Source organism: Baekduia sp. (assembly GCF_035996765.1).
Lineage (GTDB): Bacteria > Actinomycetota > Thermoleophilia > Solirubrobacterales > Solirubrobacteraceae > Baekduia.
In genome coordinates, this window is sequence record NZ_DASYJG010000028.1 from 54,961 (window position 1) to 81,644 (window position 26,684).

The following is a 26,684-nucleotide window of genomic DNA, read 5'->3' on the forward strand; positions in this document are numbered from 1 at the left end:
CCGGTCGATGCTGGTAGCTTGGCGGCGCCTTGCCCCTGGCCGCCGTCACGCTCGTCGACTACGTCACCGGCGGCGGCGCTGAACGCGCAGCGATGGAGATCGCGATGCGCCTCGGCCCGGAGGTGCGGTCCACCGTCGTCAGCTCCCGGCTCGATGGGTCGGCCCGCACGCATCCCAAGTACGCCGCGACGATCGCCGAGCTCGAAGCCGCCGACGTGCGCTGGATCGGGCTGGGCCGCACGTCGACCGCTCGCTTCTGGGAGTGGCGGGCGCTGGTCTCGTTGTTGCGGCGCGAGCACGTCGACATCCTGCACTCGCACTCGTGGGGCTCGAACTTCTGGGCGCCCGCGCTGGGCGCCCTCGGCGGCGTACGGGCCGTCGTCGCTCACGAGCAGACGCCGTTTGCCCGGATCGGCGGCGTCCGGCGCTGGGGCGCCCAAGCGATCGTCAACCGCTGGATCGCCGGACCGTGGGCCGACGCGATCGTCGTCCCGTCGGCCTGGTCGCGCGCTGCGCTGATTGAGCACGAGGGCGTCCCGGCGGCCAAGATCCACGTGATCCCAAACGCCGCCCATGCCGTCGCGTTCACCCGCGAGGAGCTCGACGCCACGCGCGCCGAGCTCGCCGCCGCGCCAGACCAAGCAGAGCTGGTCGTCGTGGCCGCGATGCTGCGTCCCGAGAAGGCCCAAGATGTGCTGATCCGCGCGGTCGCCGAGCTCGCGCCGTCGCGCCCGCACCTGCGCCTGCTGCTCCTCGGCGGCGGCACGCCGCAGCGCCCGCGCGGCACCCAGGACGAGCTTGAGGCGCTGGCCGCCACGCTCGGCATCGCCGACCGGGTCCGGTTCCTCGGCCGCCGCGAGGACGTCGCGCGGGTCGTCGCGGCCGCCGACGTGGCGGTCCTCTGCAGCCGCGGCGAGAACCTGCCGCTCGCGGTCCTCGAGTACATGGAGGCCGGGACGCCGATCGTCGCCACCGATGTCGGCGGCGTCCGGGAGCTGGTGACCGACGGGGTGCACGCGCTGGTCGTACCACCCGACGATCCAGGCGCGCTGGCGCGCGCGGTCGACGATGCCCTCACCGATCGCGAAGCGGCGCGCGAGCGAGCGACCGCCGCGCGGACCCGGCGGCGCGCGCACTTCGACTGGGACACCGTCGGCGGCCAGGTGCGTGCGCTCTACAAGGAGCTGCTGGCCGACCAGTCCGCGCGCGGACCCGCGCCGCTGTAGCGAGCGAGCAGCTCGCGATCGCTGGCCGCCGCCTCCGCGCGCCGGCCGATGAAGTAGGTGCTTGACGCGCCGTCCTCCCCGCCCGGCGTCTTGGCCAGCCACCCGTCGGTGCGCGCCAGCAGCGCGGTGAGCACAGCAGAGAACGCGCCGAACACCGCCCGCAACGGCCGGCTGGAACCGGCGACCGCGCGCAGGTAGTAGCCCGTCGCCCAGCCGAGCGCCATGCCCGGCCCGCATGCGACGCCCGCGTCGAGCTCCTCGAAGTCGCGCCACAGCAGGCGGTGGCCGAGCAGCGAGTAGCGCGTGAAGTCATAGGCGCCCTCGTGCACGCCCTGCAGGAACGGGATCTCTGAGAGCACGATGCCGCCGGGCCGCAGCACACGCCGGATCTCGGCGGCGACCTGCGGCGGGTCGATGACGTGCTCGAGCACCGCTTGGCAGACAACGGCGTCGAAGCTCGCATCGGCGAACGGCAGGTCGTGGCCGTCGCAGACCAGACCGGTTCTCGGCCCCAGCGCGACGTCGGTCTCGACGACATCCAGGCCGGGATGGTCGAGCAGCGGCGCCATCCCGCGCCCCACCACGCGGCCGCCGACCACGAGCAACCGCGGGCGCGCACCGCGATCGAGTTGCGGCCGCAACTGGTCGAGGACGAGGTGCGCGCTGCGGCCCGCCGCGACGTTGCGCGAGCGCAGCTGCGCGAAGGTCCGCCGCAGCACCGCGCCGGGGCCGCCGGCCTCCGCTGCCTGGCGCACGGCGATCTCCGAGGCGTCGAACAGCACGTTGTCAGAGCGCAGCAGGACCGGGACGCCACCGACCACCGGATACGATCGCTGCCCGTCGCGCGTCTGCAGCCGATCGCCGCGGGGCTCGAGGGGCTGGTGGGTCTCCGGACACCGCAACAGCTCCACCAGCGCCGTGTCTCGCATGCCCCCATCATCCCAGGCCATCAGCGAACCCGAGGTCGGCCCTGAGCTCGGCCCCGGCACGGGCTCGACGGCCCGCCGGTCGCTGCACGCGCTGATCGGGTTGGTCGGCAGCGCTGGGCTCACCTTCGTCGCGCTGCTCGTCCTCGTGCGGACGCTCGAGCCCTCGCAGTACGGCCTCTTCGCGCTGGGGTTCGCCATCAACCAGGTGGCCTTCGTCGTGGCCGACGCGGGCCTGGCCAGCTCGACGGCGCGCGCGCTCGCGGCCGCGAGCACCGGTGCGGAGCGCGCCCGTGCCGCGAGCTCCGGGCTGGCGATCAAGGGCGGCGTCTCGATCGCCGTAGCGCTCGCGCTCGCGCTCGCCGCTCCCGCGATCGCCGCGGCCTATGACCATCCCGATCTCGCAGCCGTCCTGCGTGCGACCGCCGTGGCGCTGGCGGCGCAGAGCATCTTCATGCTCTACCGCCACGGGCTGAACGCCGTCGGCGACACACGCGCGATGGTGGGCCTCGTCCTCGGCGAAAGCGCGATCGAGACGCTGGCCGTGGTCGGCTTCGCGGTTGCCGGCGGGACCGCAGCGGCCGCCATGTCAGGCCGCGCGGTCGGCTTTCTCGTCGGCGCCGGACTCGGCTTCTTCCTGCTGCGACGGCGACTCGGGCCGCTGCCCGCGCCATCGGCCGCCACCGCCCGCAGCCTGGCGGCCTACGGCCTGACGCTCGCCGTCGCCGACGGCGCGTTCCTGCTCTTCACCCAGATCGACGTGCTGCTCATCGGTGCGTTGCGCAGCGCCCGCGACGTGGCGCTCTTCGAGGCGCCGGCCCGCCTGCTGGTGGTCGCGGGCTATCTCGGCTACGCGGTGGCGTTGTCGGTCGCCCCGCGCCTGGCGCGCGCCGAGCGGTCCCGGGCGCGCGCGACGCTCGTCGGCGCCGTGCGAGTCGTCAGCACTGCGCAGGGCGCGATCCTGCTCGTGTGGTTGGCGCTGATCGTGCCCAACGCGGTGCGGATCTTCGGCGCGCGCTATGAGCCGTCAGGCGACGTCCTGCTCGTGCTCAGCCCCTATCTCCTGCTCGCCGGCGCCGCCCCGCTGCTGTCGCTGGCGGCCACCTACGCCGGAGCGGGACGGCTGGTCGTCGTCGCCAGCTGCGCGGCGCTGGCCGTCAACGCGGCGATCGACGTCACATTGCTCGGCGCGCACGGGATCCTCGTCGCCGCGGTGGCGACCGACGTGGCCTTCGCGCTGTTCGTCGCCCTGCTGCTGCATGGCTGCTCGGCCACCTTCGGCTTTGGCCTTGATCGTGCCGCGGCCGCCGGCTTGCGGCTGCTCGTCGCGCTGGCACCGGCGATCGTGGTGCTCGGCGGGCTCCTGGCGCTCGGCCCGGTGGCCGCCGCCGTCGGCCTCCTCCCCGCGCTCGGCCTGTACCTCGGCGGCCTGCGCCTGGCCGGCCTGATGCCGGCGCAACTCGGCACCGCGTGGCGCCGGAGCGCGGCCGGCTGCGATCCTGGCGGCCGATGGCGCTGACCTATCACGACGTCCGCCCGCTGCTGCGCGCGCGGTACGCGAGCCCGCCCTCCCGGCCGCTGCAGGAAGTCGTGACGATCGGCCGTCAGGTGCTGGCGCTGCATCGTCGCGATGTGCGCGCGCTGGCCGACGAGTTCGGTCCCGACGTTCTGGGTCCATGGGCGGACAGGCCGTACGGCGCGTACGCGGACGCGTTCCTGCGCGAGGCCCTCGGCGTGATCCAGCTGGATGTCCTCGATGCCTCCGACTACGAGGGCGCGACGGTCCTGCACGACCTCAACCGCCCGCTTCCGGCCGAGCTCACGCAGCGCTTTGACGCGGTCATCGATGGCGGGACGCTCGAGCACGTCTTCGACGTCCCAGCCGCGCTGCGCGCCTACATGGGCATGCTGCGCGTGGGCGGCAGCCTGTTCCTGTCGACGCCGGCCAACAACCTCTGCGGCCACGGCTTCTACCAGCTGAGCCCGGAGCTCATGCACCGCGTCTTCGTTGCCGAACGCGGGTTTCGCGCCAACCACGTCGCGCTCGTCGAGGCCGTCTACCCCGGTATCGAGCTGCGCCCGGCCCGGCGCGCGGTCGCCGTCGTCGACCCCGACGCCGTGGCCGAACGGGTGACGCTGACCGGCCGACGCCCGATGATGCTGCTGGTGCAGGCCGAGAAGCTCGTTCATCACGAGGACCCGTTTGCCGAACCGCCACAGCAGAGCGACTACGCGGCGCGCTGGCGCGAGGGCCGCGGCCACGAGCTCCGGTCAAGCCGCCGCCGCGTGCCGCTAAGCGTGCGCGCCGTGGTCCGCGGCTGGCGCCAGCGCCGGAACGGTTCACTGTCGAACAAGCGCTTCTACCGGCCGCTTCCATGAGATTCCGTCAACGTTTGCGATCAGTGAGCGATCGCTTGGGGCGAGCGCGCTCCGGGCGCCCACTGCTGTGGGCCGCAGCTGCCGTCTCGGTGCTCTGGGCGATCGTGGACAGCCCCAGCGACGGCCGGCTGTGGATCGGCGGCTTCGCCACCGCGCTGGCGATCCTCGCGGTGGGGCAGCTGGTCTGGTCGCGCCGCCGGGCCCACGGCCGCTGGGTGCTCGAACCGCCGGTGCTGGTGGCGATCGCGGTCGCGACCTGGCACTTCGCCTTCTGGCCGATGTACTTCCTCGGCCTCGCCTCCGCCGGGCGCAAGGCGCTCTACCTCGGCTTCGTGCCGACGGCGACCTCCGGCGCGTTCTTCGCCTCGCTGGTCGGGGTCCTGGCGATCGTCGGCGGCGTGCAGGCCGGATTGGGCCGCGAGCCGACCGCGCCCGCGCGCGGCGGGCGCCCCTTGCTCGACCACCGCCCCGGACGGCTGATCTGGGCGATCGCGATCGCCGGCTGCCTGCTCGTCCTGGCCTATGCGGCTAGCAGCGGGTTGCACGACGTCGGCGACTACGGCCGGGTCTACCTGCAGGACTCGGGCCTGCGGCGGCTCTACAACCTCGGGATCGTCCTGCTCCTGGGCGCGCTCGCCCCGATCCTCCTCGCGGAGCCCTCCGGTCGCCGGCGGCTCGTCTTCCTCGGGGTCATCGTGCTGCCCGCGCTCGTCGTCACCGCGGCGCTCGGCTCGCGCTGGGTCGCGTTTACCGCGGTGGCCATCGCGCTGGCGGCCACGACCGTGCGCGGCGGGCGCATCCGCGTCGCGTGGATGCTCGTCGGCGCGCTGCTGCTGATCGCCGGCGGCACGATCGTCAAGAACGTGCGCTCAGGGTTGGTGAACAGTCCAGGCGACGTCCCCGGCGTGCTGTTTGACCGCAAGGTCAACCCGGTCATCGACCTTCCCCAGGAGCTCGGGCAGACCTTTCTGACCGTGGGCGGCACGATCGGCGCGCTGGGACGGCCGCCGGGACATCCCGCCGGTCAGCAGCTGCAATTCGGCAAGACGCTCGTGATGCCGCTGGTGGCGATCATCCCGTCGGGCGAGCACCTGCTCGGCGTGACGGCACCTCGACCAGGCCGCGAGTGGGCGCAGATCTACTTCCCGCATCGGTACGCCAGCCAGGGCTACACGATGGGGTTCTCGACCATCGCGGAGCTGCTCCTGAACTTCGGCCTCCCCGGGGTCGGGCTCGGCATGGGGTTGCTCGGCTTCCTGCTGGGCCGCGGCTGGCGGCGCGCCGTGGACCGACGCAGCGCGGCGCGCGTCTACGCGGTCTGGGCCGTCTGCGCCTTCGCGCTCTTCGGCGTCCGCAACGACCTCTACACGTCGCTGCGCTGGGCGATCTGGGCGGCGCTGGCGGTCTTCGTCGCGGGTTGGCTGCAGGACCGTGGGCTGTCGGCGTCGCGGCCGCGGGAGCTGTGGCGGGCGCTGCCGCGGGCCGTGGGCGTGCCGCTGCGGGCGCGGGCGCGGGCGCGGGCCGTCGGTGTGGCCGCCCGCCCGATCGCACGCGCCGCGGCTGCCGGCGGCGATGCCCGCGGGCACCGCGAGAACTCCTTTGACGCCATGCGCCTGCTGGCCGCGCTCAGCGTCTTCTGGTTTCACCAGATCGCGGTCCTCGGCCACGGCAGCGTGCTCATCCCGGGAACGCGAGAGACGCTCACGCTTGGCGACGGCGGCCTGATCACGTTCTTCGTCCTCAGCGGTTTCTTGGTGACGTCCAGCCTGCAGCGCTCATCGAGCCCGCGCCGCTACTTGCGCTCCCGCTTTCTGCGGATCTACCCCGGGCTGCTCGTCTGCCTCGGCGTGACGTTCGTGATCGGGATGATCGTGACGCGCGTCGGGATCGGGAGCTACCTCGGCGATTGGTCGAGCTACCAGTACGTGTTGGGCAACGCGACGATCTTCGCCTCGCACACCCAGCTCGATCTGCCAGGGGTGTTCACCACCTCGATCTGGCCCGTGGTCGACACGCCGCTCTACACCCTGCGCTACGAGCTGGTCTTCTATGTCGCGCTGCTCGCGCTGTGGACGCTGCTGCTCGGGCGGCGCCCGCGCGTGGCGGTCCTGGTCGCGGTGGCCGCCGGCGTGATCGTCGTCGGCGTCCAGCACGCCTTCGCCGCGTCCCCCGTGCGCTTCACCGCCTGGGACTGGGGCACCGCCACCAAGTTCGCCGTGCCGTTCGCGCTCGGCGCCGCGGTGGCTGCCGCCGGCCTCCTGGGCCGGCGCCGCCGTGTGCTGCTGATCGCCATCGCGATCGCCGCTGCGGCGACGGTCACGTGGGGGTCGCTGACCTTCCAGGGCAATCGGACGCTCGCCGCGGTGGTGATCGCACTCGGCGTCCTGGCCGTCGGCCACAGCCGGCTGCTGCGCCGCCTGCTGCCGACGCCGTTCGGCGACCTCTCCTACGGCATCTACCTGTACGGGTTCGTCATCCAGCAGGTGATCCTGACCGAGGCGATCGGGCTCGGTGACGCCGGCATCGCCATCACCGCGTTCGTGCTGACGATCTGCGTGGCCGCCGCGTCATGGCGCTACGTCGAGCGGCCTGCCCTGGCGCGCAAGGCGACGGTCGCCTCTCGATCAACGGCGGCCGACACGTCGCGTCAACGCCCCCGCATCATCGCCCTGGTCGCCTTCCGCGACGAGATGGACCACCTGCCCGACTTCTTCGCCAACGTCGCCCCGCACGTCGACGGCATCGTCGCGCTCGACGACCAGTCGATCGACGGATCGGCGGAGTTCGTGGCCGCGCAGCCCTCGGTCCTCGAGCTGCTGACCGTCGCGCATGGCGATCAGGACGAGCTCGAGGACGGCCGCAACCACCGCGCCCTGACCGAGGCCGCCTGGAAGCACGGAGCCGACTGGCTGCTCGGCCTCGACGCCGACGAGCGCCTCGAGCAGGACTTCCGCGCCCGCGCGGAGGTCGAGCTGCGCCGCGCGCAGGACGCCGGCGCCAACGCCATGTGGTTGCACTTCCGCGAGCTCTGGGGCAGCCCGGACCAGTACCGCGCCGACGGCATCTGGGCCACCAAGCGCAAGGCCTGCCTGTTTCGCTGCACGCCCGACCACCACTTCGACGAGCGCCGCGTCCACGCCTTCTGGGCCTCGATGCCACCGCCGCCCGAGGACTGGCCCCAGGCCGATCTCAACATCTATCACTTGCGCATGCTTCACCCGGAGGACCGCGCCGCACGCCGCGAGCGCTACCGCCGCATCGACCCCGACAACATCTGGCAGCCGATCGGCTACGACTACCTGCTCGACGAGACGGGCCTCGAGGTGCAGGCGGTTGCTGAGGGGCGGGAGTTCACGCCGTGGCCGGACGACGCCGGGGCGGATGGGGACGGAACGAGCGAACGGCTACAACGGTCGATCTGAGCAAGATCTCAAGCGCAGGGGTCGCCGCTCAGATCCTGCAATAGGACACCGGCGCGGCGCCGCCGGGCACCGTGATGTCCACACGGAACCGGTCAGCGGTCACGCGGAGATCCGGGCCCTCGTACGCCAGACCCATGTCGGCGCCAGGCGCGATGACAACCGCCTCGTCAGCCGACCGTCCCCCATCGCCGCCGGTCTGCGCCGGGACGTCGAAGGAGTCAAACGGCCGCGCCTGTCCGTCGCGCCCGCCCCGCAGGAACGCCGCGAAGCCGGCGTCCGGCGTGTGGATGTTCAGCCACGTCACGTCGTCGGCCTCGTCGTTCATGAAGCTGTGAGCGACGCCCGGCGGGGCTGACACCAGCGTTCCGGCCGACGCTCGAACGATCCGCTCGCCCTCGGGACCGAGCGCGAACCGCAGCGCGCCGGTCAGCACATAGAACGCGTCGGTGTGCTCACGGTGCAGGTGGAGCTCCGGCCCGCGCTCGCCGCTGGAGTACCGCGACCAAGTCACGGTCACCGCGTCCTCGGCATGCAAGATGATGATGTTGCGAGCATCGCGGTCGCTGATCGTCTCGCCGTCTGAGCGCCAGACCATCTCCGCCAGCGCATCCTCCCACGCCGGGGCATCAAACCACGCGGCCTCGGCCGACGCGATGCCGGCGGCACGAAGACCGGCCAGCACCTCCGCATCGTCGGCGGCGTGCGCCACGACCTCGCTGAACGTCGCGAAGTCGATCCCCAGCAGCGCCAGGCAGCGCCGATCCACCGGGCACGGGTGCACGCCGTCGCCGAGCGTGCGCGCCCGCGCCGCGCGCGACTTGTCGATCATCCGCGGCAGCCAGGCGTAGCCGTCGAGGGTCGCATCCATCGCGCGCAGCTGGGGCATCGGTGCTTACGCTAGCCGCGGAAGGTTTCTAGGCGGCGGGCGGCGCTTCCACCACGACGACGGTGTTGCCGTCCGGATCGCGCAGCATGAACATGAGCGGCGCACCGGGGGTCTGCATCGGCTCGGCGTCAAGGTCGATGCCACCGATGGCCTTCAGGCGCGCGTGCTCGCCCAGGACGTCGCTGGTCTCGACGCCGATCCCGCCGCCGCCCGGCGTGTCTCGCATCGGCGGGTTGAGCGCCAGACGGGCGCGTGAGCTGGGCGGAGCGACCTCCACCCAGCGCATCTCGCCGTTCTCGCCGAAGGACGTGTCGCTGCGCAGCTCGAAGCCGAGCTTCTCGGTGTAGAACGCGATCGCGGCGTCCTGGTCGGCGACGGTGAACATGGCGACGCCGATGTTCGAAAGGGTGGTGGAAGCCTGCTTGGTGTCGGTCATGTCCCCCAGACGACGCGAGCCGGCGAGACTCATCGGCGGCGGCGACAAAGTTCCCGGCCCGTCAGCGCGGTTACGGTAGGCAGCGTGTCGATCGTCGAGCTGCAACGCCAACTTGCGCTGTTCCGGGACGCTCGGGACTGGCTGCAGTTCCACTCCCCGAAGAACCTGTCGGCCGCGATCGCCGTGGAGGCCGCCGAGTTGCAGGAGTTGTTCTTGTGGTCTCAGACCGGAGGCGCGGAGGTGCTCGCCGACCGCCGGCAGGCGGTTGAGGACGAGCTCGCAGACGTGCTGATCCAGTGCTTGAACTTCGCCAACGCCACCGGCATCGACGTCGAGGCCGCCGTGCGTCGGAAGATCGCAGACAACGGGCGGCGCTACCCCGCAGAGAAGGCTCGGGGCAGCGCCGCCAAGTGGACGGAGCTCGACGACGAGTAGTCGCTTGGCTACTGCCGGGCGACGTTGGTGCGATGCCAGCTCAGGTACGCCTGCACGGGCGCCGACCAGGCGCTGAACGGTCGGTCCTCCAGCGGCTGAAAGAACGCCGAGCGCCATTCGCTGGTCGGCGCCGACGGGTTCATCCGCATCCTGCCGCTCGTGTCGACGAAGAACACGCCAGCGTCGAAGCCGTGATGGCACGCGACGCAGCCGAGCACCGCGACGTTCGGATCCAGACGCTCGGTCTCCCCGCAGACCGCCCGCTGCTTGAGGTGGGTGACGTGAAGGTCGCGGTCCAGCGACTCGCGTCCGCAGAACGCGCACGGGGCCGACTCGCGTCCTCCCAGCAGCTTCTTGCGCAGCAGCGACGCCTCCACGCGCACGAAGCTCACCGCGACAGCGTCGGTCGCCTTGGTCGTGGGGTACAGGAGACCGCCATCGTGCCCGTTGCCAGGCATGCCGACGAGCGCCGGCGAGATCACATACGGCATCGAGGCGAAGATGCCGCTCATGCGGATGCCCTCGCGGACGGCGGGGTTGATCTCGTCCATCCGCAACCTGACGTTCTCGGCCACGTGCAGCGGATTGAACGGCAGGCGGAGATCCCACTCGTCAACGGCCTCGCGACTCCACACCGGCCGATTGGAGCGGTACGGCCGGCCGTCGACCTCAAAGAGGACGAAGCGCGTGAAGCACGCGTGCCCGAACACCTTCTCGGGAGCGCGCGGACCGTACGCGGCGCCGTTCGCATTGCGCGGCGGGTTCGCGGGATCCTGCCAATGGAAGCCATGGACCGCGATGCCGAGCTGTCCTGGCTGGATCGCCTCGAACACCGCGCGGTGGCTCATGCGGTCAGCCGTGGCTGACTTCGACCCCCACATGCCGTTGTCGAGGCAGATCTGGAAATCGCGCTCCCAGTTGGGACCGACAGCCGAGCAGCAGATCGTGATCGCCTGATTGGCCACGACGTTCTGAGCCGTGGCAGGCAGATCCGTGATGAACACGGGGTACATCTCCTTCGGTAGAAGAAACAGGAGATGAAGCGGGGCCTTCGAGAGGTTCCGAACGCTTCGTGGGGGGAAGCTAGCGCAACGGGAACGAGTCCTCTACTGACACCTCGTACAAAGGAGCACGATCATGGAGCACCGCAATCTCGGCCGCACCGGCGTCTCGGTCAGCAAGCTGTGTCTCGGCGCGATGATGTTCGGCGCCTGGGGCGAGCCTGACCACGACGCGTCGATCCGCATCATCCACGCCGCGCTTGACGCCGGCATCAACTTCATTGACACCGCCGACGTCTACTCGGCCGGCGAGTCGGAGGAGATCGTCGGCAAGGCGCTGAAGGACCGCCGCGACGATGTCGTCCTGGCGACCAAGTTGTACATGCCGGTCGGCGAGGACGCTGACCCCAATCGCCGCGGCACGTCGCGCCGCTGGATCGTCGAGGAGGTGGAGCACTCGCTGCGCCGACTGGGCACCGACTACATCGACCTCTACCAGGTCCACCGTCCGACGCCCGACACCGATCTCGACGAGACCCTTGGCGCGCTGAGCGATCTCGTCCGCCAGGGCAAGGTGCGGTACCTCGGCCACTCGACCTACCCGGCGTCGCTGATCGTCGAGGCGCAGTGGGTGGCACGTGACCGCCACCTGCAGCGCTTCGTCAGCGAGCAACCGCCGTACTCGATCCTGACGCGCGGTATCGAGAACGAGGTCCTGCCCACGGCCCAGAAGTTCGGCATGGCCGTCATCCCCTGGAGCCCGCTGCAGGGCGGTTGGCTTTCAGGCCGGTACCGCAAAGACGCCGACGTCGCTGGCCCGACCTCGGCGGCGCGCCAGCGACTGACCAACCGCTATGACTTGTCGCTGCCTGCCAATCAGCGCAAGCTCGACGCCGCCGACCAGCTCGCACAACTGGCCGAAGAGACCGGAATCACGCTCATCCAATTGGCGCTCGCCTTCGTGCTCAACCACCCTGCGGTGACCTCGCCGATCATCGGCCCGCGCACGATGGAGCACCTCGAGAGCCAGCTCGCCGCGGCCGACGTCGTCCTCGGCGACGACGTGCTCGACCGCATCGACGAGATCGTCGCGCCCGGCAGCAACCTCAACCCGGCCGATGGAGGCTGGCAGAGCCCGGCGCTCGAACCAGCGGCCCGACGGCGCGCGCACGCGGGGTCGTGAGCGCCTCCTCACTCACTGAAGTACTCGCTGACGACGTAGTGAAACGCCGCCGCAAAGCGATCGTCGGTCGGAGACCAGTCGCCGAACTCTCGGTGCGTGTCTTGCTCATCGAACACGACCACCACCTCGATCGCCTCGTCGAGCTGGATGCCAAGCCCGATCCCGGCTTGCTCGACGACGATGACGACGTCGTCGGGCTGTGAGTGCCTGCGCACGAAGACCGCCGTCGCCTCGTGCCGTCCGAACTCGGCGAGCAAACGTCTGACGAACGAGAGCGCCCTTGCATCAAGTCGCTCGCAAGCGACCGCCTCGCTCTCCCAACCCCAGCGATTGTCAGGTGGCGTGTTGAGCCACGAAGGGACAGCGCGCTCGGATCCGGTCACCCGGCCGATGCTATCTCTGGCATGGCGTGCAGCGGCGATGCCGATGAGTTCTTGGTTTCGGCATGGTCTTGGGGACATGTCCGAGTCCCTCTGGAGCCGTGTCGCCGACCTCACCCTGACCATCGCCGAGCATCGCTGGCAGAGCGTGATGCCGCCCGGCGAGCCGGAGCACGGCCGCTACATCTTGCACCTGAGCGATGGAAGGATCGAGGGGCTCGGCGAGGAGGTCGGCGGCAAAATGATGGACGAGGACGGGGCGTTTCTCGCGCTCGCGCCGTCGCTGGCGCTGGGGGGCTCGTGGACGCTCGCGTCGTTCAGCGACCACGTCGCCGGCCTGGATCTGTGGCCCGAGCCGCCGGAGTGGGACATGGCGCGCCGGCTGCGGCGGTGGGCGTTCGAATCGGCCGCGCTGGACCTCGCCCTCGCGCAGAACGGCCTCTCGCTCGCCGAGGCCCTCGGCCGCGCACCGAGGCCGGTGCGCTTCGTCAACTCGCTCGGGCTCGAGGACCCGCCGTCGTTTGACACGATCGGTCGCCGGCTGGAGCGCTACCCGGCCCTGCGCTTCAAGCTCGACGCCCAGCCGTCGTGGTCGGCGTCGCTCATCGCGCAGGTCGCGGCGACGAGCGCCGTCGACGTCATCGACTTCAAGGGCCGCTACGGGATCGAGGTCGAAGACGAAGCGGCGCTGGTGGCGATGTACCGCGAGGTCGTCGCGCGCTTCCCGGATGCGATCCTCGAAGACCCGCACGACCTGCCCGAGGTGGCCGAGTTGCTCAAGCCCCATGCGGCGCGTGTCTCCTTCGACGCGCCGATCGCCACGGCGGCCGACATCACGACGCAGATCGTCAACATCAAGCCATCGCGGATCGGCAGCGTGCGCGCGTTGTTGAACATCTACGATCATTGCGAGCAGGCCGGCGTGCGCATGTACGGCGGTGGCATGGGCGAGCGCGAGACCGCGCGCGGCCAGATCGAGCTCCTGGCCTCGCTCTTTCACCCCGACGCCACGAACGACGTCGCGCCATCGCCCTACAACCAGCCCGACCTGACGGCGGGGCTACCGCCGAGCCCCTTGATCCCGGGCGCCCGCGTGCCGGGGTTCCGCTGGAGCTAGGCGAAGGCCCAGCGCAGCTGCTCCGGGACTGCGCCAGCGCGGATCGCCGGCGTGGGAGGCAGGCACCCTTGGCGCCTACGCCACCGGCAGGCTCCCCACGAACACGAGGCCGCTGATCAGCAGCAGGCTCGCCATCCCGAGCACGAAGCCGCGGAGTGGGCGCCATTCCAGGCGCAGTGAGATCCCCGCGAAGAACAGCACGGCAGCGAAGAAGACCGTCGACAGGATGTACTTGTCGTCGTTGGTCTTGGCCTCGGTGCCCTCCTGGTACAGCTCGTCGGCCCGCGCGTCCAGGCGCTTGGAGATCGCGATCTCGACCGGCCGGTACTGCGGCATGTAGAGCGGGCCGGGGACCGCGTTCGGGTTCGTGAACGGCTTCTGCGCGAGCCAGGCGCGGTAGGCCGGGACGAACGCCGGGCGGAAGCGACGTTCGTAGATCGCCGCGAGCTTCGTGTTGCCCGCCTGGCGGGCGTCGAGCCAGCCGTTGAAGTACAGGAGGTCGTCGATGCGCAGCTGGCCCGCCGCCGTGGACTGCTGCTGGGCCTTGATGCGCGTCGCCGACGCGCGGGCGTAGTGCTGGGACTGCTCGCCCGACCAGCGCGCCGCCTGGTAGCCGCTCCACGCCGTCGCCAGCGTCGTGAGCGAGAGCAGCAGGACCGCGCCGAGCTCGAACCACCGCTCCATCCGCGAGACCGTGGCGTCGCGCTCCTCCTTCTCGGTCAGCTCGTGCGGGACGTGCACGTGGGCGTGCGCCATGCCGCCGACCGTCGCACTCGGAGCGGCCGCGGGGCATCACCCGGTTCAGACGATGCCCGCTTGGCCCGCGCCTGCGACGGTCACTTGGACCTACCCGCCCCGCGTCCGCTCGGAGGATCCGTGCAGCGCAGCGAAGACCTGCTCCGGCGCCTCGCGCTCAACGACGAGAAGGCCGTGCGCATCGTGCTGCAGGACACCCCCGTCCCCGGCTCACGGAGGGACTGCGTCGGCCTCGACTTCAAGACCCACTGCCTGGTCCGGCTCGGGGCGCTGTTGTCGATCGACGCCGCCACCGACTCGTGCCGGCTCGCCGTGGACCTCGCCCGGGCGGCCGGTGCCGACGACGACGAGATCGTCGGCGCCCTTGTGGCCGTCGGGCCGGCGATCGGGTTCGCGCGGCTCGTCGCCGTCGCGCCGCGACTCGCCCTCGCGATCGGCTACGACGTCGACGACGGCTGATCGGGCTCCACGAGCACGACCGCCTCCAGGAACCGCCCGTCGACGTGCCGTACGACCGTGGTCGTCACCCCTATCCCCTGAGTTCCGGCGACCTGGGCGTCATAGCGGTAGCGCGAGACGTCGCCACAGCGTGCGGAGGCCGCCAGCGCGCGCGCCGCGTCGACGTCGAGCGGCGGCAGCACGGCCTCCAGGCTGCGGCCCAGCAGCTCGGTCCGCCCCGTCCGCGTCAGCGCGACGAGCGCGTCGTTGACGGCGAGCACGCGATCGTCCTCGTCGCAGATCGCCGCCGCCGTCGGCAGCGCGTCGAACGCGGCGTGAAACCGGCGCTCGGTGGCGCCCAGCTCGATCGCCGTGGCGCGTCGCGCGGTCGCCTCGCGGCCCACGACGATCCATGTCGGCCGTCCCTGCTCGTCGTCGTAACGGACCACCGTCTGCTCCCACCAGACGGTCACGCCGTCGCGGCGCCGCATCTCGATCTCACCGCGCCAGATCTCTCCACGATCAAGAACATCGAGCATCTCACCGGCAATCTCCTGCGGCAGGCGAAAGCTCGGGGAGTTGACCGAGGAGACGTGACGCCCCACCAGGTCGCCGGGGGCGTAGCCCAGAGCGTTCGTCCACGCGTCGTTGGTGTACACGAACGTCCCGGTCGCCGCGCAGATGACCGCGATGCCGTCCGGCGCGTGACGCAGGACCTCCGGATGCACGGCCGGGCTGGAAGCGTCGGACGCCACGCCAGCATCGGACTCGCGCCCGCGTCGCACGCCGAACCCGCTCACGCCGGTTCATCCCGCACCGGCAACACGCCGGCGACGACCGTGCCGACCTGCGGCGTGGACTGGACACGGAGCGAGCCACCCATCGCGGCCACGCGGTCGCGCACGTTGAGCAGCCCGTTGCCCGCGGGCACGGCGGCCTGGTCGAACCCGCGCCCGTCGTCGCAGACCTCGAACGCCAGCCCGTCGCCGCCGCCGTTGTCCATGGTGAGCACGACCGAGACCGCGGTCGCCCCGTCAGCATGCTTGACGGCGTTCTGCATCGCCTCCAGGCAGGCGAAGTACACCGTGCTCTCGACCTCGCGGCGGAAGCGACCGATGCCCTCGGCCCGCACGGACGTCCAGAGCGGCGAGCGACGGGCGGCCGAGCGCAGCGCTTCGGGCAGTCCCTGCTCGGCCAGCAGCGACGGGTAGATCCCGAGCGCCAGCTCGCGGATGTTGTCGATCGCCTCCTCGACCTCCCCGCCCAGCTGCCGGAGCGCGGCGGACTCCGCCGGCGCCTTGTCGACCAACCGGTCGCTTTGCACCGCCAACTTGAGCCGCAGCCCGACGAGGCGCTGCTGCGCGCCGTCGTGGAGGTCACGCTCGATGGCACGACGCGACGCGTCGGCGACCGCCACGATCCGTCCGCGCGACGCCGAGAGGTCGTTGAGCGACGTCTGCAGGCGATCGACCAGGAGCAGGTTCTCCAGCACGACCACCGCAAAGGACGCCAGCGCGTCGACCAGCGCCGGATCCGGTCCCGCGCCGACGTCGTAGAGCAGCGCGCCGAGGACCTGGTTCTGGGAGCGCAGCTCCAGCAGGCCGACGTCGCCACCGGCGGCCGGCGCGGCGATCGGCCACCCCGTGTCGTCCACCCAGCGGTCGTCGTCGCCGAGGACGCGGTAGACGACGCGGACGGTCGGATCTTCCAGGGCCTCGGCGAGCGCGTCCCTGAGATCGGTCGTGGACGGGTGGGCGCTCAGCCGCATCCCCAGCCGTCGCAGCACGCCGGCGACGTGGAGCCGCCGCAGCCCGATCCCGACGGCGAAGCTGATCGCGATCAGCGGCAGCGAGGCGATGTAGACCCAGCCGATGGCGTCGATCGCGTCGCCCGACACCCCGGCGCGCCGGGCGACGAAGTAGACGACGAGCGCCGCCGTCCGGAACGCGGCCATCGCCACCACGGGGCCGAGGGCGACCGACAGCAGGCGGCCCGATCTCCGGCTGCGTTGGACCAGCAGCACGAGTCCGGCGCCGTAGATCAGGACGGCGAGCGCCTCGCGAACGGGCCGCACGACGCCTTCGAGGCCGTTCCACGAGACGATGTTGAAGGCGTTGCCCGGGCAGCCGGCGCGGCACGACGTGTAGGGCGACGGCAACGGGTAGCCGCTCGCGTACAGCCCCGAGGACATGAAGCCCAGGACGACGAGCACGAACAGGGCCTGCATGAGCCGCCGCTCGCGCGCGGTGCGCAGCCGCCCGGTCGGGAACGTCAGCAGGAGCAGCAGGACCATCGCGTCCGAGCCCCAGGCCAGCAGGCGGCCCAGGCTGTAGAGCACCGCGTCGCCCGACTCCGCCAGCGCGGTCGTGGACCAGAGCAGCCCGGCCAGCACCATGAGCAGCGCGAAGCGATCCGCGGGACGGCGCGCCAGCGCCGCGCAGCCCAGCGCCACCGGAACGGCCACGACCGCGCCGTGCAGGAGCACGGCCGTCGACTGGCGGCCCGGGGCCGCAGCGGCGAGCGCGATCGCGACGGCGGCCCCCGAGGCAAGTGCCCCAGCCAAGATCAGCGCCGACAGCCCGAGCGGCGACACCGGAGGCCAAGGCCCCCGCACGGGCCGGCCCCTGTCACGGGACCCGGGGCGCATCGTCGTCACGATTCCGACGCTACGACCGACTCGCGGCCCCGTCTATCCCCCTATGCGGGTGAATCGCTCACGGATCGAGCAGCCCGATGACGCGGGCCCGCGTCACCGCGGTCGAGCGCGACGACGCATCGAGCTTGCGATACGCCGCGTGGGCCTGCGTCTTGACGGTGTTGGCCGACACCTGCAGGCGCTCAGCGATCTCGCGGAACGACAGGTGGCTCGGCAGGAACCGCAGCACCCGGAGCTCGGCCGTCGTGAGCGAACCTGGCCCGGCAAGGGCCTGGACGGCGAACGTGTCGGCACGGCCCCAAGCGTCATCGATCCACGCGCGCAGCCGCACGGCGTCAGGGATGCGCGCTGCGCCGCGCGCCGCCGCGGCGGTGAGAACCCGCGCCGCGGTGACGTCGCTGAGGCGCAGCTGCGCACGAGCGAGGGCGAGACGACCCTGGGTGTCGTACCACGGCATGAGCCCCTCGTGCGTGCCGAAGATCCCCCAGGCTTCGGCTGCATCGGCGCGCGCCTCCTCCACCCGTCCCCGGTGGGCGCGGGCGAACGCCGACACCGCGCAGACGAGCCCGCGCACCATCGGCTCGGCGAGGCCACGCGCGTCGATGCGCGTCCGGGCCCGCTCGGCCAGCACCGCCCCCTCGTCGGCATCGCCTTCGAGCAGGGCGTGGAGGGCCAGCTGGGCCAAGCACAGCGCCTCGATCGCCGGCATCACCACGGCGCCGTGGCGGATGCCCTCCTCGAGGTCGCACTGCGCCGCTTGCTCATCGCCGAGCAGGCCGTGGGCCACCCCTCGCAGCAGACAGCAGACCGCACGCCACGAGCTGCCCTCGGGGATCACGGCCATCGCCTCGGCAGCGCGATCGCGCAGGGCCGCCGCGTCGCCGGGCGCGACCGCGGCGCGCAGGAGCGATGCGGCGGCAGCCAGCGACGAGACGTCGGAGGCGTCGGTCCCGCGGCGGGCCGCCGCCACCCAGCGCTCGACCTGGTCCCGATCGCCGTCGACCAGGGCGGTCAGCGCGGCGGTCAACGCCAGCGCGGGCCGGCGTCCGATCTGCGCGTCTCCGATGTGGGCCAACCACGTCCGCAGCTCGTGGGAGCGGCCGTCGAACAGCGCGCTCGGCGCGACCTCCCACAGCAGCTGCGCCGCCCGGTCGTAGTCCTCGCCGGCGATCGCGTGGTCGATCGCCGTCGCGAACTGGCCGGCCTCCTCGTAGTACGTCGCCGCGCGCGCGTGCAGCGCGCGTTCCCGCTCCGGATCCGCGCGGTGCAGCTCGGTCCGCAGCATGTCGGCCACGAGCGGATGCAGCCGGAAGTGCTCTTCGCTGCGATCGGTCGACCGCACCGGCGCCGCCGAGCGGCCAAGGTCGAACAACAGCTGACCCGAGTCGTGGCGCTCGAGCACGGCGTCGCACACGGGTCCCGAAAGCGTGTCGAGGACGGCCGTGTCGGTCAGGAACTCCAGGCGCTCGGGAACCACCTCCGACAGGACCTCGCCCCGGAGGTAGTCGGCGACGACACGGTCGCCGCCGCCGAAGCCGGCCACGGCGGCGTCGACGTCGGCCTGGGCGCTCAGCGCCACGGTCGCGAGCCGCAGACCGGAGGGCCAGCCCTCCGTCCGGGTCATCAGCGTGGCCACGGCCCGGCCATCGAGCTCCACGCCCGCCGCCGCGAGCAGCGCCGCCGCCTCGTTGTGGGTCATCGCCAGGTCGTCGGCGCCCAGCTCGAGCAGCGGCCAGGCCGACCGCAGCCGTCCGAGCGCCTCGGGCGGGGCGCAGCGGCCGGAGAGCACGAGCGTGACGCAGGCGGGCAGCCCACGCTCGGCCGCGTCAAGGGCCCGCACGGCGATGGTGCCGCCAGCCACGTCGGCGTCGTCGACGATGAGCACGGCGGGCGCGGCCGCGGCACGCAGGTCGTCGACCGCCGCCTCGAGCTCCGTGACGCCGAGAGCCACCGCGTCGTCCTTGCGGCCGGCGCCGACCCAGACGACGGGCCGGGGCTCCGCGGCCGCCCACGCCTCCAGCAGCGCCGTCTTGCCATAGCCGGCCGGGGCGCTCAGCACCACCGCACGCGTCTCGACGGTGGCCAGCAGCCGGCGCACCAGGCGCGCGCGCGGCTCGACGCGCTTGGGCACCGGTGGCCGCGGGACGGCCAGGAAGGTGACGGGCCGGGGCGGCTCGACGACGGCGGGCACCAGCAGAGCAGAGGACGGTCCAGACACGAGCACCTTGAATCCGTGGGGGAAGGGGCACGCTCCACTGTCTTGAGCCGGACGTGGCCGGGCAAGGGGGCCGACCAGCGCGCGGCGGGGAGGCCGGCACCACCATGGAGACGGATCTCATCCGGAACGGATGATGTCCGTCCGGGGGCGCGGCGCCAGCCTTCCGGGACCATGCCGACGAACCCGATGACGCCGCTCACGGCCAACGTGCCCCGGTCGCAGTCCGACGAGCTGGTGACCCACTGGTACGGCTGGTTCTTCTTCGTCAGCTCGTTGTTCTGGCCGCGGCTCTGCCTGCTGGGGTTCTGGATCTTCGGCCGCTTCATGGACGACGCGTTTCACGACAGCTGGGTCATCCAGGTCGTCGGCTTCCTCGTGTTGCCGTGGACGACCATGGTGTACGCGTTGATGTGGGCCCTGACGTCAGACGGCGTCTTCGGCTGGGAGTGGATCTGCGTCGGGCTGGCCCTACTCTTCGACCTCGTGACCTGGGTTCTGGGACGCAGCCTGTTCCAGGGCCTCCGGGGCTAGCGCCATGGAATGGGTTGCGTTGATGGTGTGGATCGTGATCGCGCTGCTGGCGATGCCGGTGGCGCTCGGCGCCCTGTCGGGCGCCCCGGGCCTGGCCCTGCAGGCCGTCGCCGCGATCGGCGGCCTCGTGTTCGTGGCGCTGTTCATCATCCTCGACGGTCCGCTGTGGACCGGGTGGATGGCGGTCGGGCTGGCCGTCCTCGGGATCGTCGCCGGCCTCTGGGGCGCCGAGCGCCTGCTGTCAGACGACCGCTCGGTCAGCGCCGACCTGCAGGGGATCGAGGAGCTCGAGGCCGGGATCCTCGGCGTGCAGCTCCCGCTGTTCGGCGTGGCGCTGCTGTGCAGCCTGTGCCTCGGCGTGAACCTCGTGACGCTCGCCTGATGGCCTGACTCGCTAACGCGTCGCGAGCAGCCCGGCGATCTGGTCGGCGCGCGGCGAGCCGAGCCCGGTCGCCATGTCGTAGCCGCCGCCCGCCGCGCAGCACGACCCGCCGAACAGCGCGTTGGTGCCCTGCGTGATGTCGAGGAACGCGCCCGGCGAGCGTTGGGAGAGCAGGTAGAGCAGCGGCGCGACGAAGCCGAGGCGCGGGAGGCCCTGGGCCCGGGCCTGCTGCGTCCACAGGGCGATCATCCCGGCCACCAGCGGCGTCGCGGCGCTCGTGCCGCCGACGAACGCGACGCTCTGGGCCCCCGGCCCGCACTTCTGCACGCCCGACGAGCAGATGATCGGGTAGCCCGGCGCAGCATCGCCGAAGGCGGCGACGTCCGGGACGCGGCGCTTGCTCGCCGTGCCCGTCTGCCACCACGGCCGGGCGTTGAGCGTGCTCTGCCCGCCCCCGCCGCCGGCGGTCGCGGTGTACGGCGCGGCGTAGACGGTGTCGTTCCACGGCCCGCTGGACGCGATCGCGTTGGACGCGTCGAGCGTGAGGTTCGTGCCGCCGACGGCCAGGACCCAGGGCGAGGTCGCCGGCCACGACGCCTGCGGCTGCTTCTCGGCGCTGGTCAACTGGCCGGCGGGAACACCACGGGCGCACGCCGACGAGCCGGTGTCGCCCGCGGCCACCACCACGGTGATGCCCAGCGCGGCCATCGCCGTGAGCTCGCGCTCGACGATCGTGCGCGACGCCGTGTACGGCGCGACCGTGGACTCGCACTCGCCATAGGAGACCGACACCACGTCGGGCAGCGGGTGCCCGCTCGCCGTCGCCTGCAGCGGTGCGGCGAGCATCGTCAGGAAGCCGAGCACGTCGCCGTCGTCGGCGCTCTCGCTCAGCGGCGAGACCCACAAGTCGAAGCCCGCGAGCTGCGGCGCCACCGTGGAGGCGATCATCGCGTCGAGCGAGCTCTCGAGGATCGGCTGGATCGCGCCGGCGCCGTGGATGGCCAGCGCCGTTCCCTGCACGCCGAAGCACGACCGGTAGGCGTTGACGTCGGCCGCCGGCGTCGGCGCCTCGCCGACGATGGCCAGCCGGACGCCCTGGCCCAGCAGGCCCGAGGCCTGCAGCGGGGCGATCCCGTAGGCCGACAAGATCTGGTTGGGCATGAGCCCGGCCGTCCCGGCGGCCTGCAACGGGTACTGGCTCGCCAGGCAGCCGGTCGCGGGCGTGCCGGTCCGCGTCGGCGTCCCACCGAAGGCGGCGGCCTGCGCCTGATGGGCCACCGGCCCGACGGGCGGGCCAGGCTCACGGGACGACGTCGCCTGCTGGGAGACGGTCAGGCGCATGCCGGCGATCGTGTCGACGTTGCCGGCCAACCCGCTGGGGAGCTTGGGCGTGTGCGTCGGCAGCACGACGAACTGGCCCGCGGTCCCCGTGCGGTACTGCGTCCACGAGGTCCCGAACAGGTGCTCCGCGTTGCCGATCGAGATCGTCGCGCTCATGCGCAGATGGGTCACGTCGGCCTTCGCGGTGACCCCGTAGCGCTTGAACGCGTTCGCGACGGCGTTGCGCTTGGACGACGACGCGCCGTAAGACGAGGCCAGCGTCGACAGCGACGGGTACTTGCCATAGGAGGACGACGCCGGGTTGCTCGCCGCCTTGACCGCCGACTGCAACCCGGACTGGTTCGCGATCAGCCCGAGCTGCAGCGTGAGCTTCAGCGCGTTTGACGCCGGCCCCGCGCTCGCCAGTCCCTGGTGCGAGATCGGCCCGTAGTCGACCTTGGGTGACGAGGCGGCCGGCGCTGGGGCCGGCAGAGCGACGGCGAGGAGGCCGGCGACGCCGACGACGGCGCTCCGGACGGAGAGGAGGGAGCGGTGCATCCAGGGATGCGACCACCGAGCGCCCCACGGCGGCATCGTCCCAAACGGGTGATGCGAGCACGGGTGGCTGCCACGCACACTCCGGCAAGCGACCCGCGAAAGGCAGACCACGATGGCGAGTGCAGTGACCCCGAAGTCCGACGCAGCACCACAGAGCGCTGCCGCACCCTCACCGTTTCCTCCCATCGCGGAGTACGCGTTCCTGTCGGACTGCCACACGAGCGCGCTCGTCGCGCCCGACGGCGCGATCGACTGGCTGTGCGTGCCGAGCTTCGACGCGCCGAGCATCTTCGGCACGCTGCTCGATCGCGAGGCGGGCTTCTTCCGGCTCGGCCCGTTCGGGATCAACGTGCCCTCGTCGCGCGAGTACGAGCCCGGGACCAACACGCTCGTCACCACGTGGCACGTGCCGGGCGGCTGGCTCGTCGTGCGCGACGCGCTGACGATGGGGCCACGCTTGCACGAGGACACCATCACCCCGCACACGCGACCGCCGACCGACGACGACGCCGAGCACCTGCTTGTGCGCACGATCGAGTGCATCGACGGCACCGCCGAGGTGGAGCTGGTCTGCGAGCCGGTCTTCGACTACGGGCGCGTGCCCGCGGAGTGGACGCTCGCCGACGAGGATCGCCACCAGGCCGACGCCACCGGCGCCGGCCTGACGATCCGCCTCTCCACCGACATGGCGCTCGGCATCGAGGGCGACCGCGTCCGCGCCCGCCACGTGCTGTCGGCCGGCGACCGGATCTTCTGCTCGCTGTCGTGGGCGGCAGGGCTGGCCTCGCCCGTCGACGGCGACGACGCGCACGCGCGCCTGGAGACGACGCAGAAGTTCTGGCGCACGTGGCTCGAGCGCGCCCGGGTCCCCGACCACGCATGGCGCCCCTACATCCAGCGCTCGGCGCTGGCGATCAAGGGCCTGACCTACATGCCGACGGGCGCGACCGTCGCCGCGAGCACCACCTCGCTGCCCGAGACGCCCGGCGGCGAGCGCAACTGGGACTACCGCTACACCTGGATCCGCGATTCGACGTTCACGCTGCAGGCGCTGCACTGGCTCAACCTCGACTGGGAGGCCGACGAGTTCATGCAGTTCATCGGCGACCTGGCGTGCAACGAGGACGGCTCGCTGCAGATCATGTACGGGATCGACGGTCGCCGCGACCTCACCGAGACCACCCGCGACGAGCTGTCGGGCTATGCCGGCGCGCGTCCGGTCCGCATCGGCAACGGCGCGTTCGACCAGCGCCAGAACGACGTCTTCGGCGCGGCGCTGGACTCGATCCTGCTGCACACGCGCCGCAGCGCGCGGCTGCCGCGGCGGCTGTGGCCGGTCGTCCAGGCTCAGGCCGAGGGCGCCATCCGCGTCTGGCGCGAGCCCGACCAGGGGATCTGGGAGGCGCGCGGCGCGCCGCAGCACTACGTCTCGTCCAAGTTGATGTGCTGGGTCGCGATGGACCGCGCCGCCAAGCTCGCCGAGATCCGCGGCGACCCCGAGCTGACCGTGACCTGGCGGGCGACCGCCGACGAGATCAAGGCCGACATCTTGGAGCACGGCCTGACCGCCGACGGCGTGTTGCGCCAGCACTACGACACCGACGCGCTGGACGCCTCCACCCTGCTGGCCGCCATCTTCGGGTTCTTACCCCCCGGCGACGAGCGGCTGCGCGCGAGCGTCCTGGCGATCGAGAGCGATCTGACCGAGCACGGCTTCGCCCTGCGCTACAAGACCGGCGAGACCGACGACGGCCTGTCGGGCAAGGAGGGCACGTTCCTGATCTGCTCGTTCTGGCTCGTGTCCGCGCTGGCGATCGTCGGCGAGCGCCAGCGGGCACGGGACCTGATGGAGCGCCTGCTGCGCGTCGCCTCTCCGCTCGGCCTGTACGCCGAGGAGTTCGACGCCGACACCGGCCGGCACCTCGGCAACTTCCCACAGGCGTTCTCGCACCTGGCGCTGATCGAGGCCGCGGCGCAGATCATCGTCGGCGAGCGCGTGGACGAGCTGCGATGAGCTCCTACGACGTGATCGTGATCGGCAGCGGCGCGGGCGGCGGGACGCTCGTCCGCCAGCTCGCCGCGTCCGGCAAGCGCATCCTGCTGCTGGAGCGGGGCGACTGGTTGGCCCGCGAGCCGCAGAACTGGCAGAGCCACGACGTGTTCGTCGACAACCGCTACGTGTCGCAGGACACGTGGTACGACGAGCGCGACCGGCCCTTCCAGCCACAGGTCCACTACTTCGTCGGCGGCGCGACCAAGCTCTACGGCGCAGCGCTGTACCGCCTGCGGGCCGAGGACTTCGGCGAGGTGCGCCACCACGACGGGATCTCTCCGGCCTGGCCGATCTCCTACGACGAGCTCGAGCCGTATTACACGCGCGCGGAACATCTGTACAACGTCCACGGCGCACGCGGCGAGGACCCGACCGAGCCGCCGGCCAGCGCCCCCTACCCCCACCCCGCGGTCTCGCACGAGCCCCGGATCCAGCAGCTCTCCGACGACCTCGAGGCGGCCGGCCACGTGCCGTTCCACGCGCCGTGCGGCGTCATGCTCGACGAGCGCAACAGGCCCTACAGCGCCTGCGTGCGCTGCTCGACCTGCGACGGCTTCCCGTGCCTGGTGCACGCCAAGTCCGACGCCGAGGTCCTCGGCGTGCGCCCGGCGCTCGAGCACGACAACGTGACGCTGCTGACCGGCGCCCGCGCGCTGCGCCTGGAGACCGACGAGCGCGGCACCACCGTCACCGGCGTCGTGGTCGAGCACAACGGCCGCCGCGAGACGATGACCGGCGACCTCGTCGTCGTGGCGTGTGGCGCGGCCAACAGCGCCAAGCTCCTGCTCGCCTCGGCCAGCGACCGCCATCCGCGCGGCCTGGCCAACGGCTCCGACCAGGTCGGACGCAACTACATGTTCCACAACAGCCAGGCGGTCCTTGCGCTGTCCAAGGAGCCCAACCCGACGGTGTTCCAGAAGACCCTCGGGGTCAACACCTATTACTTCGCGACCAAGGACATCGACTTCCCCCTGGGCAACATCCAGATGGTCGGCAAGTCGTCGGCCGAGATGTACCGCGGCGAGAAGCCGCTGCAGACCAGGCTCGCGCCCGAGTGGACCCTCGACCACGTCGCCCGCCACGCCGTCGACTTCTGGCTGTCGACCGAGGACCTGCCACGGCCCGACAACCGCGTGACGCTGCGCGAGGACGGCAGCGTCGCGCTGCGCTACGCGCCGAGCAACGACGTGCCCAAGCAGCGGCTGCTGCACGAGCTGAAGTCGATGCTCAAGCACCTCGGGATGCACCACGACCACCTGCTCCCCCGCCACGCCTACCTCAAGAACGAGATCCCGGTGGCCGGGTGCGCCCACCAGGCCGGGACGTGCCGGTTCGGCACCGATCCCGCGACGTCGGTCCTGACCACCGACTGCCGCGCGCACGAGGTCGACAACCTCTACGTCGTCGACACGAGCTTCTTCCCGAGCATCGGCGCCGTCAACCCGGCGCTGACGGCGATGGCCAACGCCGTGCGCGTCGGCGACCACCTGCTGGAGCGGCTGGGCGTGTCCGAGCGCCGCGCCGAGCGCGCTCATGTCGCGTGAGATCGGCGACCCGCGCTGGCACGTCGTCGTCGTGGGCGGCGGCTTCGCCGGTGTCGGCTGCGCCCGCCGGCTGGCCGGCCGCGACGACGTCCGCGTGACGCTGATCGACCGCAACAACTACCACCAGTTCCAGCCGATGCTCTACCAGGTGGCCACTTCGCAGATCGCCCCGAGCGACATCGCGCAGTCGCTGCGCACCGTGTTCGCCGACAGCAAGAACGTCGACGTCAAGCTGGCCGAGATAACGGGCGTGGACCTCGCCTCACGGACGGTGACCGCCGCTGACGGTCAGACCTGGAGCGGCGACGCGCTCGTGCTGGCCGCCGGTTCACAGCCGAACTTCTTCGGTACGCCAGGCGCCAGCGGCAACTCCTTCCCGCTGTACTCACTCGACGACGCCAACCGGCTGCGGTCACGCGTCTTGGGTCTGTTCGAGCAGGTCGACCGGGACCCAAGCCTCGTGCAGCGAGGCGCGCTGAACTTCGTCGTCGTCGGCGGTGGCCCAACTGGTGTGGAGGTGGCCGGAGCGCTGGCCGACATGATCAATGTGACCGTGCCGGCCGAGTATCGCGACCTCGACGCCGGCGCGGCGCACGTCCACCTGCTCGACTACGGTGACGCGCTGCTCAAGCCGTTCTCCGACAAGGCTCACGGCTACGTCTCCAAGGTGTTGACCGAGAAGCGGGTCGAGCTTCACCTCGGCACCGGCGTCAAGGAGGTTGGCACCGGCCACGCGCTCCTGTCTGACGGCACGACGGTCGCCACCCGCTGCGTGGTCTGGGGTGGCGGCCTCAAGGGCGCAGCCATCGCGGCCGACGGCGGCCTCGACGTGGGACG

General features: G+C 71.8%; 23 protein-coding genes. 13 read left to right on the forward strand and 10 right to left on the reverse strand.

Annotated elements, in window-relative coordinates; translation table 11 throughout:
* Nucleotides 1-29: 29 nt before the first annotated feature.
* Complete coding sequence (locus tag VGO10_RS06215; RefSeq protein ID WP_327466268.1) at nt 30-1,226, forward strand: glycosyltransferase family 4 protein; 1,197 nt, start codon at nt 30-32, stop codon at nt 1,224-1,226.
* On the opposite strand, the gene VGO10_RS06220 is transcribed toward VGO10_RS06215, so the two are convergent.
* Nucleotides 1,175-2,155, reverse strand: a complete 981-nt coding sequence (locus VGO10_RS06220) for a methyltransferase domain-containing protein (RefSeq protein WP_327466270.1) — start codon at nt 2,153-2,155, stop codon at nt 1,175-1,177. The genes VGO10_RS06215 and VGO10_RS06220 overlap by 52 nt on opposite strands.
* Here VGO10_RS06220 and VGO10_RS06225 point away from each other — a divergent pair.
* The 3 genes from VGO10_RS06225 to wzy are packed head-to-tail and all read left to right on the forward strand — an operon-like array spanning nt 2,154 to nt 7,953.
* Complete coding sequence (locus VGO10_RS06225) at nt 2,154-3,671, forward strand: lipopolysaccharide biosynthesis protein (protein ID WP_327466272.1); 1,518 nt, start codon at nt 2,154-2,156, stop codon at nt 3,669-3,671. The genes VGO10_RS06220 and VGO10_RS06225 overlap by 2 nt on opposite strands.
* Entirely contained in the window at nt 3,662-4,531 is an 870-nt protein-coding gene (locus VGO10_RS06230; protein ID WP_327466274.1) for a hypothetical protein, read from the forward strand. Before VGO10_RS06225 ends, VGO10_RS06230 begins: the two co-directional genes overlap by 10 nt.
* 23 nt (nt 4,532-4,554) lie before the next feature.
* Nucleotides 4,555-7,953: an O-antigen polysaccharide polymerase Wzy gene (wzy, locus tag VGO10_RS06235; protein ID WP_327466277.1), complete on the forward strand. Its 3,399-nt coding sequence runs from the start codon at nt 4,555-4,557 to the stop codon at nt 7,951-7,953.
* 28 nt (nt 7,954-7,981) lie between these two features.
* On the opposite strand, the gene VGO10_RS06240 is transcribed toward wzy, so the two are convergent.
* A complete protein-coding gene (locus VGO10_RS06240) occupies nt 7,982-8,839 on the reverse strand; it encodes a DUF5069 domain-containing protein (protein ID WP_327466279.1) in 858 nt (285 codons plus the stop codon).
* Between the two features lie 28 nt (nt 8,840-8,867).
* Entirely contained in the window at nt 8,868-9,275 is a 408-nt protein-coding gene (locus VGO10_RS06245; RefSeq protein ID WP_327466282.1) for a VOC family protein, read from the reverse strand.
* 84 nt (nt 9,276-9,359) lie between these two features.
* Here VGO10_RS06245 and VGO10_RS06250 point away from each other — a divergent pair, with 84 nt between their 5' ends.
* On the forward strand, nt 9,360-9,710 hold the full coding sequence (locus VGO10_RS06250; protein ID WP_327466284.1) for a nucleotide pyrophosphohydrolase: 351 nt from the start codon (nt 9,360-9,362) through the stop codon (nt 9,708-9,710).
* Between the two features lie 8 nt (nt 9,711-9,718).
* On the opposite strand, the gene VGO10_RS06255 is transcribed toward VGO10_RS06250, so the two are convergent.
* Nucleotides 9,719-10,714: a hypothetical protein gene (locus VGO10_RS06255; protein ID WP_327466286.1), complete on the reverse strand. Its 996-nt coding sequence runs from the start codon at nt 10,712-10,714 to the stop codon at nt 9,719-9,721.
* 133 nt (nt 10,715-10,847) lie between these two features.
* Between VGO10_RS06255 and VGO10_RS06260 the strand changes: the two genes are divergently transcribed.
* Nucleotides 10,848-11,894 (forward strand): aldo/keto reductase, encoded by a 1,047-nt coding sequence (locus tag VGO10_RS06260; RefSeq protein ID WP_327466288.1) that lies wholly within the window; start codon nt 10,848-10,850, stop codon nt 11,892-11,894.
* Nucleotides 11,895-11,902: 8 nt separating this feature from the next.
* On the opposite strand, the gene VGO10_RS06265 is transcribed toward VGO10_RS06260, so the two are convergent.
* Entirely contained in the window at nt 11,903-12,151 is a 249-nt protein-coding gene (locus VGO10_RS06265) for a hypothetical protein (protein ID WP_327466290.1), read from the reverse strand.
* Between the two features lie 202 nt (nt 12,152-12,353).
* On the opposite strand from VGO10_RS06265, the gene VGO10_RS06270 reads away from it, so the two are divergent.
* Nucleotides 12,354-13,391 carry a hypothetical protein gene (locus tag VGO10_RS06270; RefSeq protein WP_327466292.1) on the forward strand — a complete coding sequence of 346 codons (1,038 nt, stop codon included), beginning with the start codon at nt 12,354-12,356 and terminating at the stop codon, nt 13,389-13,391.
* A 75-nt stretch (nt 13,392-13,466) separates the two neighbouring features.
* On the opposite strand, the gene VGO10_RS06275 is transcribed toward VGO10_RS06270, so the two are convergent.
* Nucleotides 13,467-14,147: a hypothetical protein gene (locus VGO10_RS06275; protein ID WP_327466294.1), complete on the reverse strand. Its 681-nt coding sequence runs from the start codon at nt 14,145-14,147 to the stop codon at nt 13,467-13,469.
* 120 nt (nt 14,148-14,267) lie between these two features.
* On the opposite strand from VGO10_RS06275, the gene VGO10_RS06280 reads away from it, so the two are divergent.
* Entirely contained in the window at nt 14,268-14,606 is a 339-nt protein-coding gene (locus VGO10_RS06280; RefSeq protein WP_327466296.1) for a hypothetical protein, read from the forward strand.
* Here VGO10_RS06280 and VGO10_RS06285 read toward each other — a convergent pair.
* From VGO10_RS06285 to VGO10_RS06295, 3 genes are all read right to left on the reverse strand, one after another.
* Nucleotides 14,585-15,340: a PAS domain-containing protein gene (locus VGO10_RS06285; protein ID WP_327466298.1), complete on the reverse strand. Its 756-nt coding sequence runs from the start codon at nt 15,338-15,340 to the stop codon at nt 14,585-14,587. The two genes, VGO10_RS06280 and VGO10_RS06285, sit on opposite strands and share 22 nt — an antisense overlap.
* Before the next feature lie 41 nt (nt 15,341-15,381).
* Nucleotides 15,382-17,178 carry a sensor histidine kinase gene (locus tag VGO10_RS06290; RefSeq protein WP_327466300.1) on the reverse strand — a complete coding sequence of 599 codons (1,797 nt, stop codon included), beginning with the start codon at nt 17,176-17,178 and terminating at the stop codon, nt 15,382-15,384.
* Between the two features lie 121 nt (nt 17,179-17,299).
* Nucleotides 17,300-19,432, reverse strand: coding sequence for a LuxR C-terminal-related transcriptional regulator (locus VGO10_RS06295; RefSeq protein WP_327466302.1), 2,133 nt, complete (start codon nt 19,430-19,432; stop codon nt 17,300-17,302).
* A gap of 198 nt (nt 19,433-19,630) precedes the next feature.
* Between VGO10_RS06295 and VGO10_RS06300 the strand changes: the two genes are divergently transcribed.
* Both VGO10_RS06300 and VGO10_RS06305 read left to right on the forward strand, forming a co-directional pair.
* Complete coding sequence (locus tag VGO10_RS06300; RefSeq protein ID WP_327466304.1) at nt 19,631-19,990, forward strand: hypothetical protein; 360 nt, start codon at nt 19,631-19,633, stop codon at nt 19,988-19,990.
* 4 nt (nt 19,991-19,994) lie between these two features.
* Nucleotides 19,995-20,372: a hypothetical protein gene (locus tag VGO10_RS06305; protein WP_327466306.1), complete on the forward strand. Its 378-nt coding sequence runs from the start codon at nt 19,995-19,997 to the stop codon at nt 20,370-20,372.
* 12 nt (nt 20,373-20,384) lie between these two features.
* On the opposite strand, the gene VGO10_RS06310 is transcribed toward VGO10_RS06305, so the two are convergent.
* Nucleotides 20,385-22,250 (reverse strand): S53 family peptidase, encoded by a 1,866-nt coding sequence (locus tag VGO10_RS06310; RefSeq protein WP_327466308.1) that lies wholly within the window; start codon nt 22,248-22,250, stop codon nt 20,385-20,387.
* A 112-nt stretch (nt 22,251-22,362) separates the two neighbouring features.
* On the opposite strand from VGO10_RS06310, the gene VGO10_RS06315 reads away from it, so the two are divergent.
* The 3 genes from VGO10_RS06315 to VGO10_RS06325 form a co-directional block, all read left to right on the forward strand.
* Entirely contained in the window at nt 22,363-24,264 is a 1,902-nt protein-coding gene (locus VGO10_RS06315; protein WP_327466310.1) for a glycoside hydrolase family 15 protein, read from the forward strand.
* Nucleotides 24,261-25,847: a GMC family oxidoreductase gene (locus tag VGO10_RS06320; RefSeq protein ID WP_327466312.1), complete on the forward strand. Its 1,587-nt coding sequence runs from the start codon at nt 24,261-24,263 to the stop codon at nt 25,845-25,847. The genes VGO10_RS06315 and VGO10_RS06320 overlap by 4 nt, the downstream gene beginning before the upstream one ends.
* Nucleotides 25,837-26,684, forward strand: an 848-nt coding sequence (locus tag VGO10_RS06325; protein ID WP_327466314.1) for an NAD(P)/FAD-dependent oxidoreductase, incomplete at its 3' end; no start/stop codon positions are given. The genes VGO10_RS06320 and VGO10_RS06325, both read left to right, overlap by 11 nt.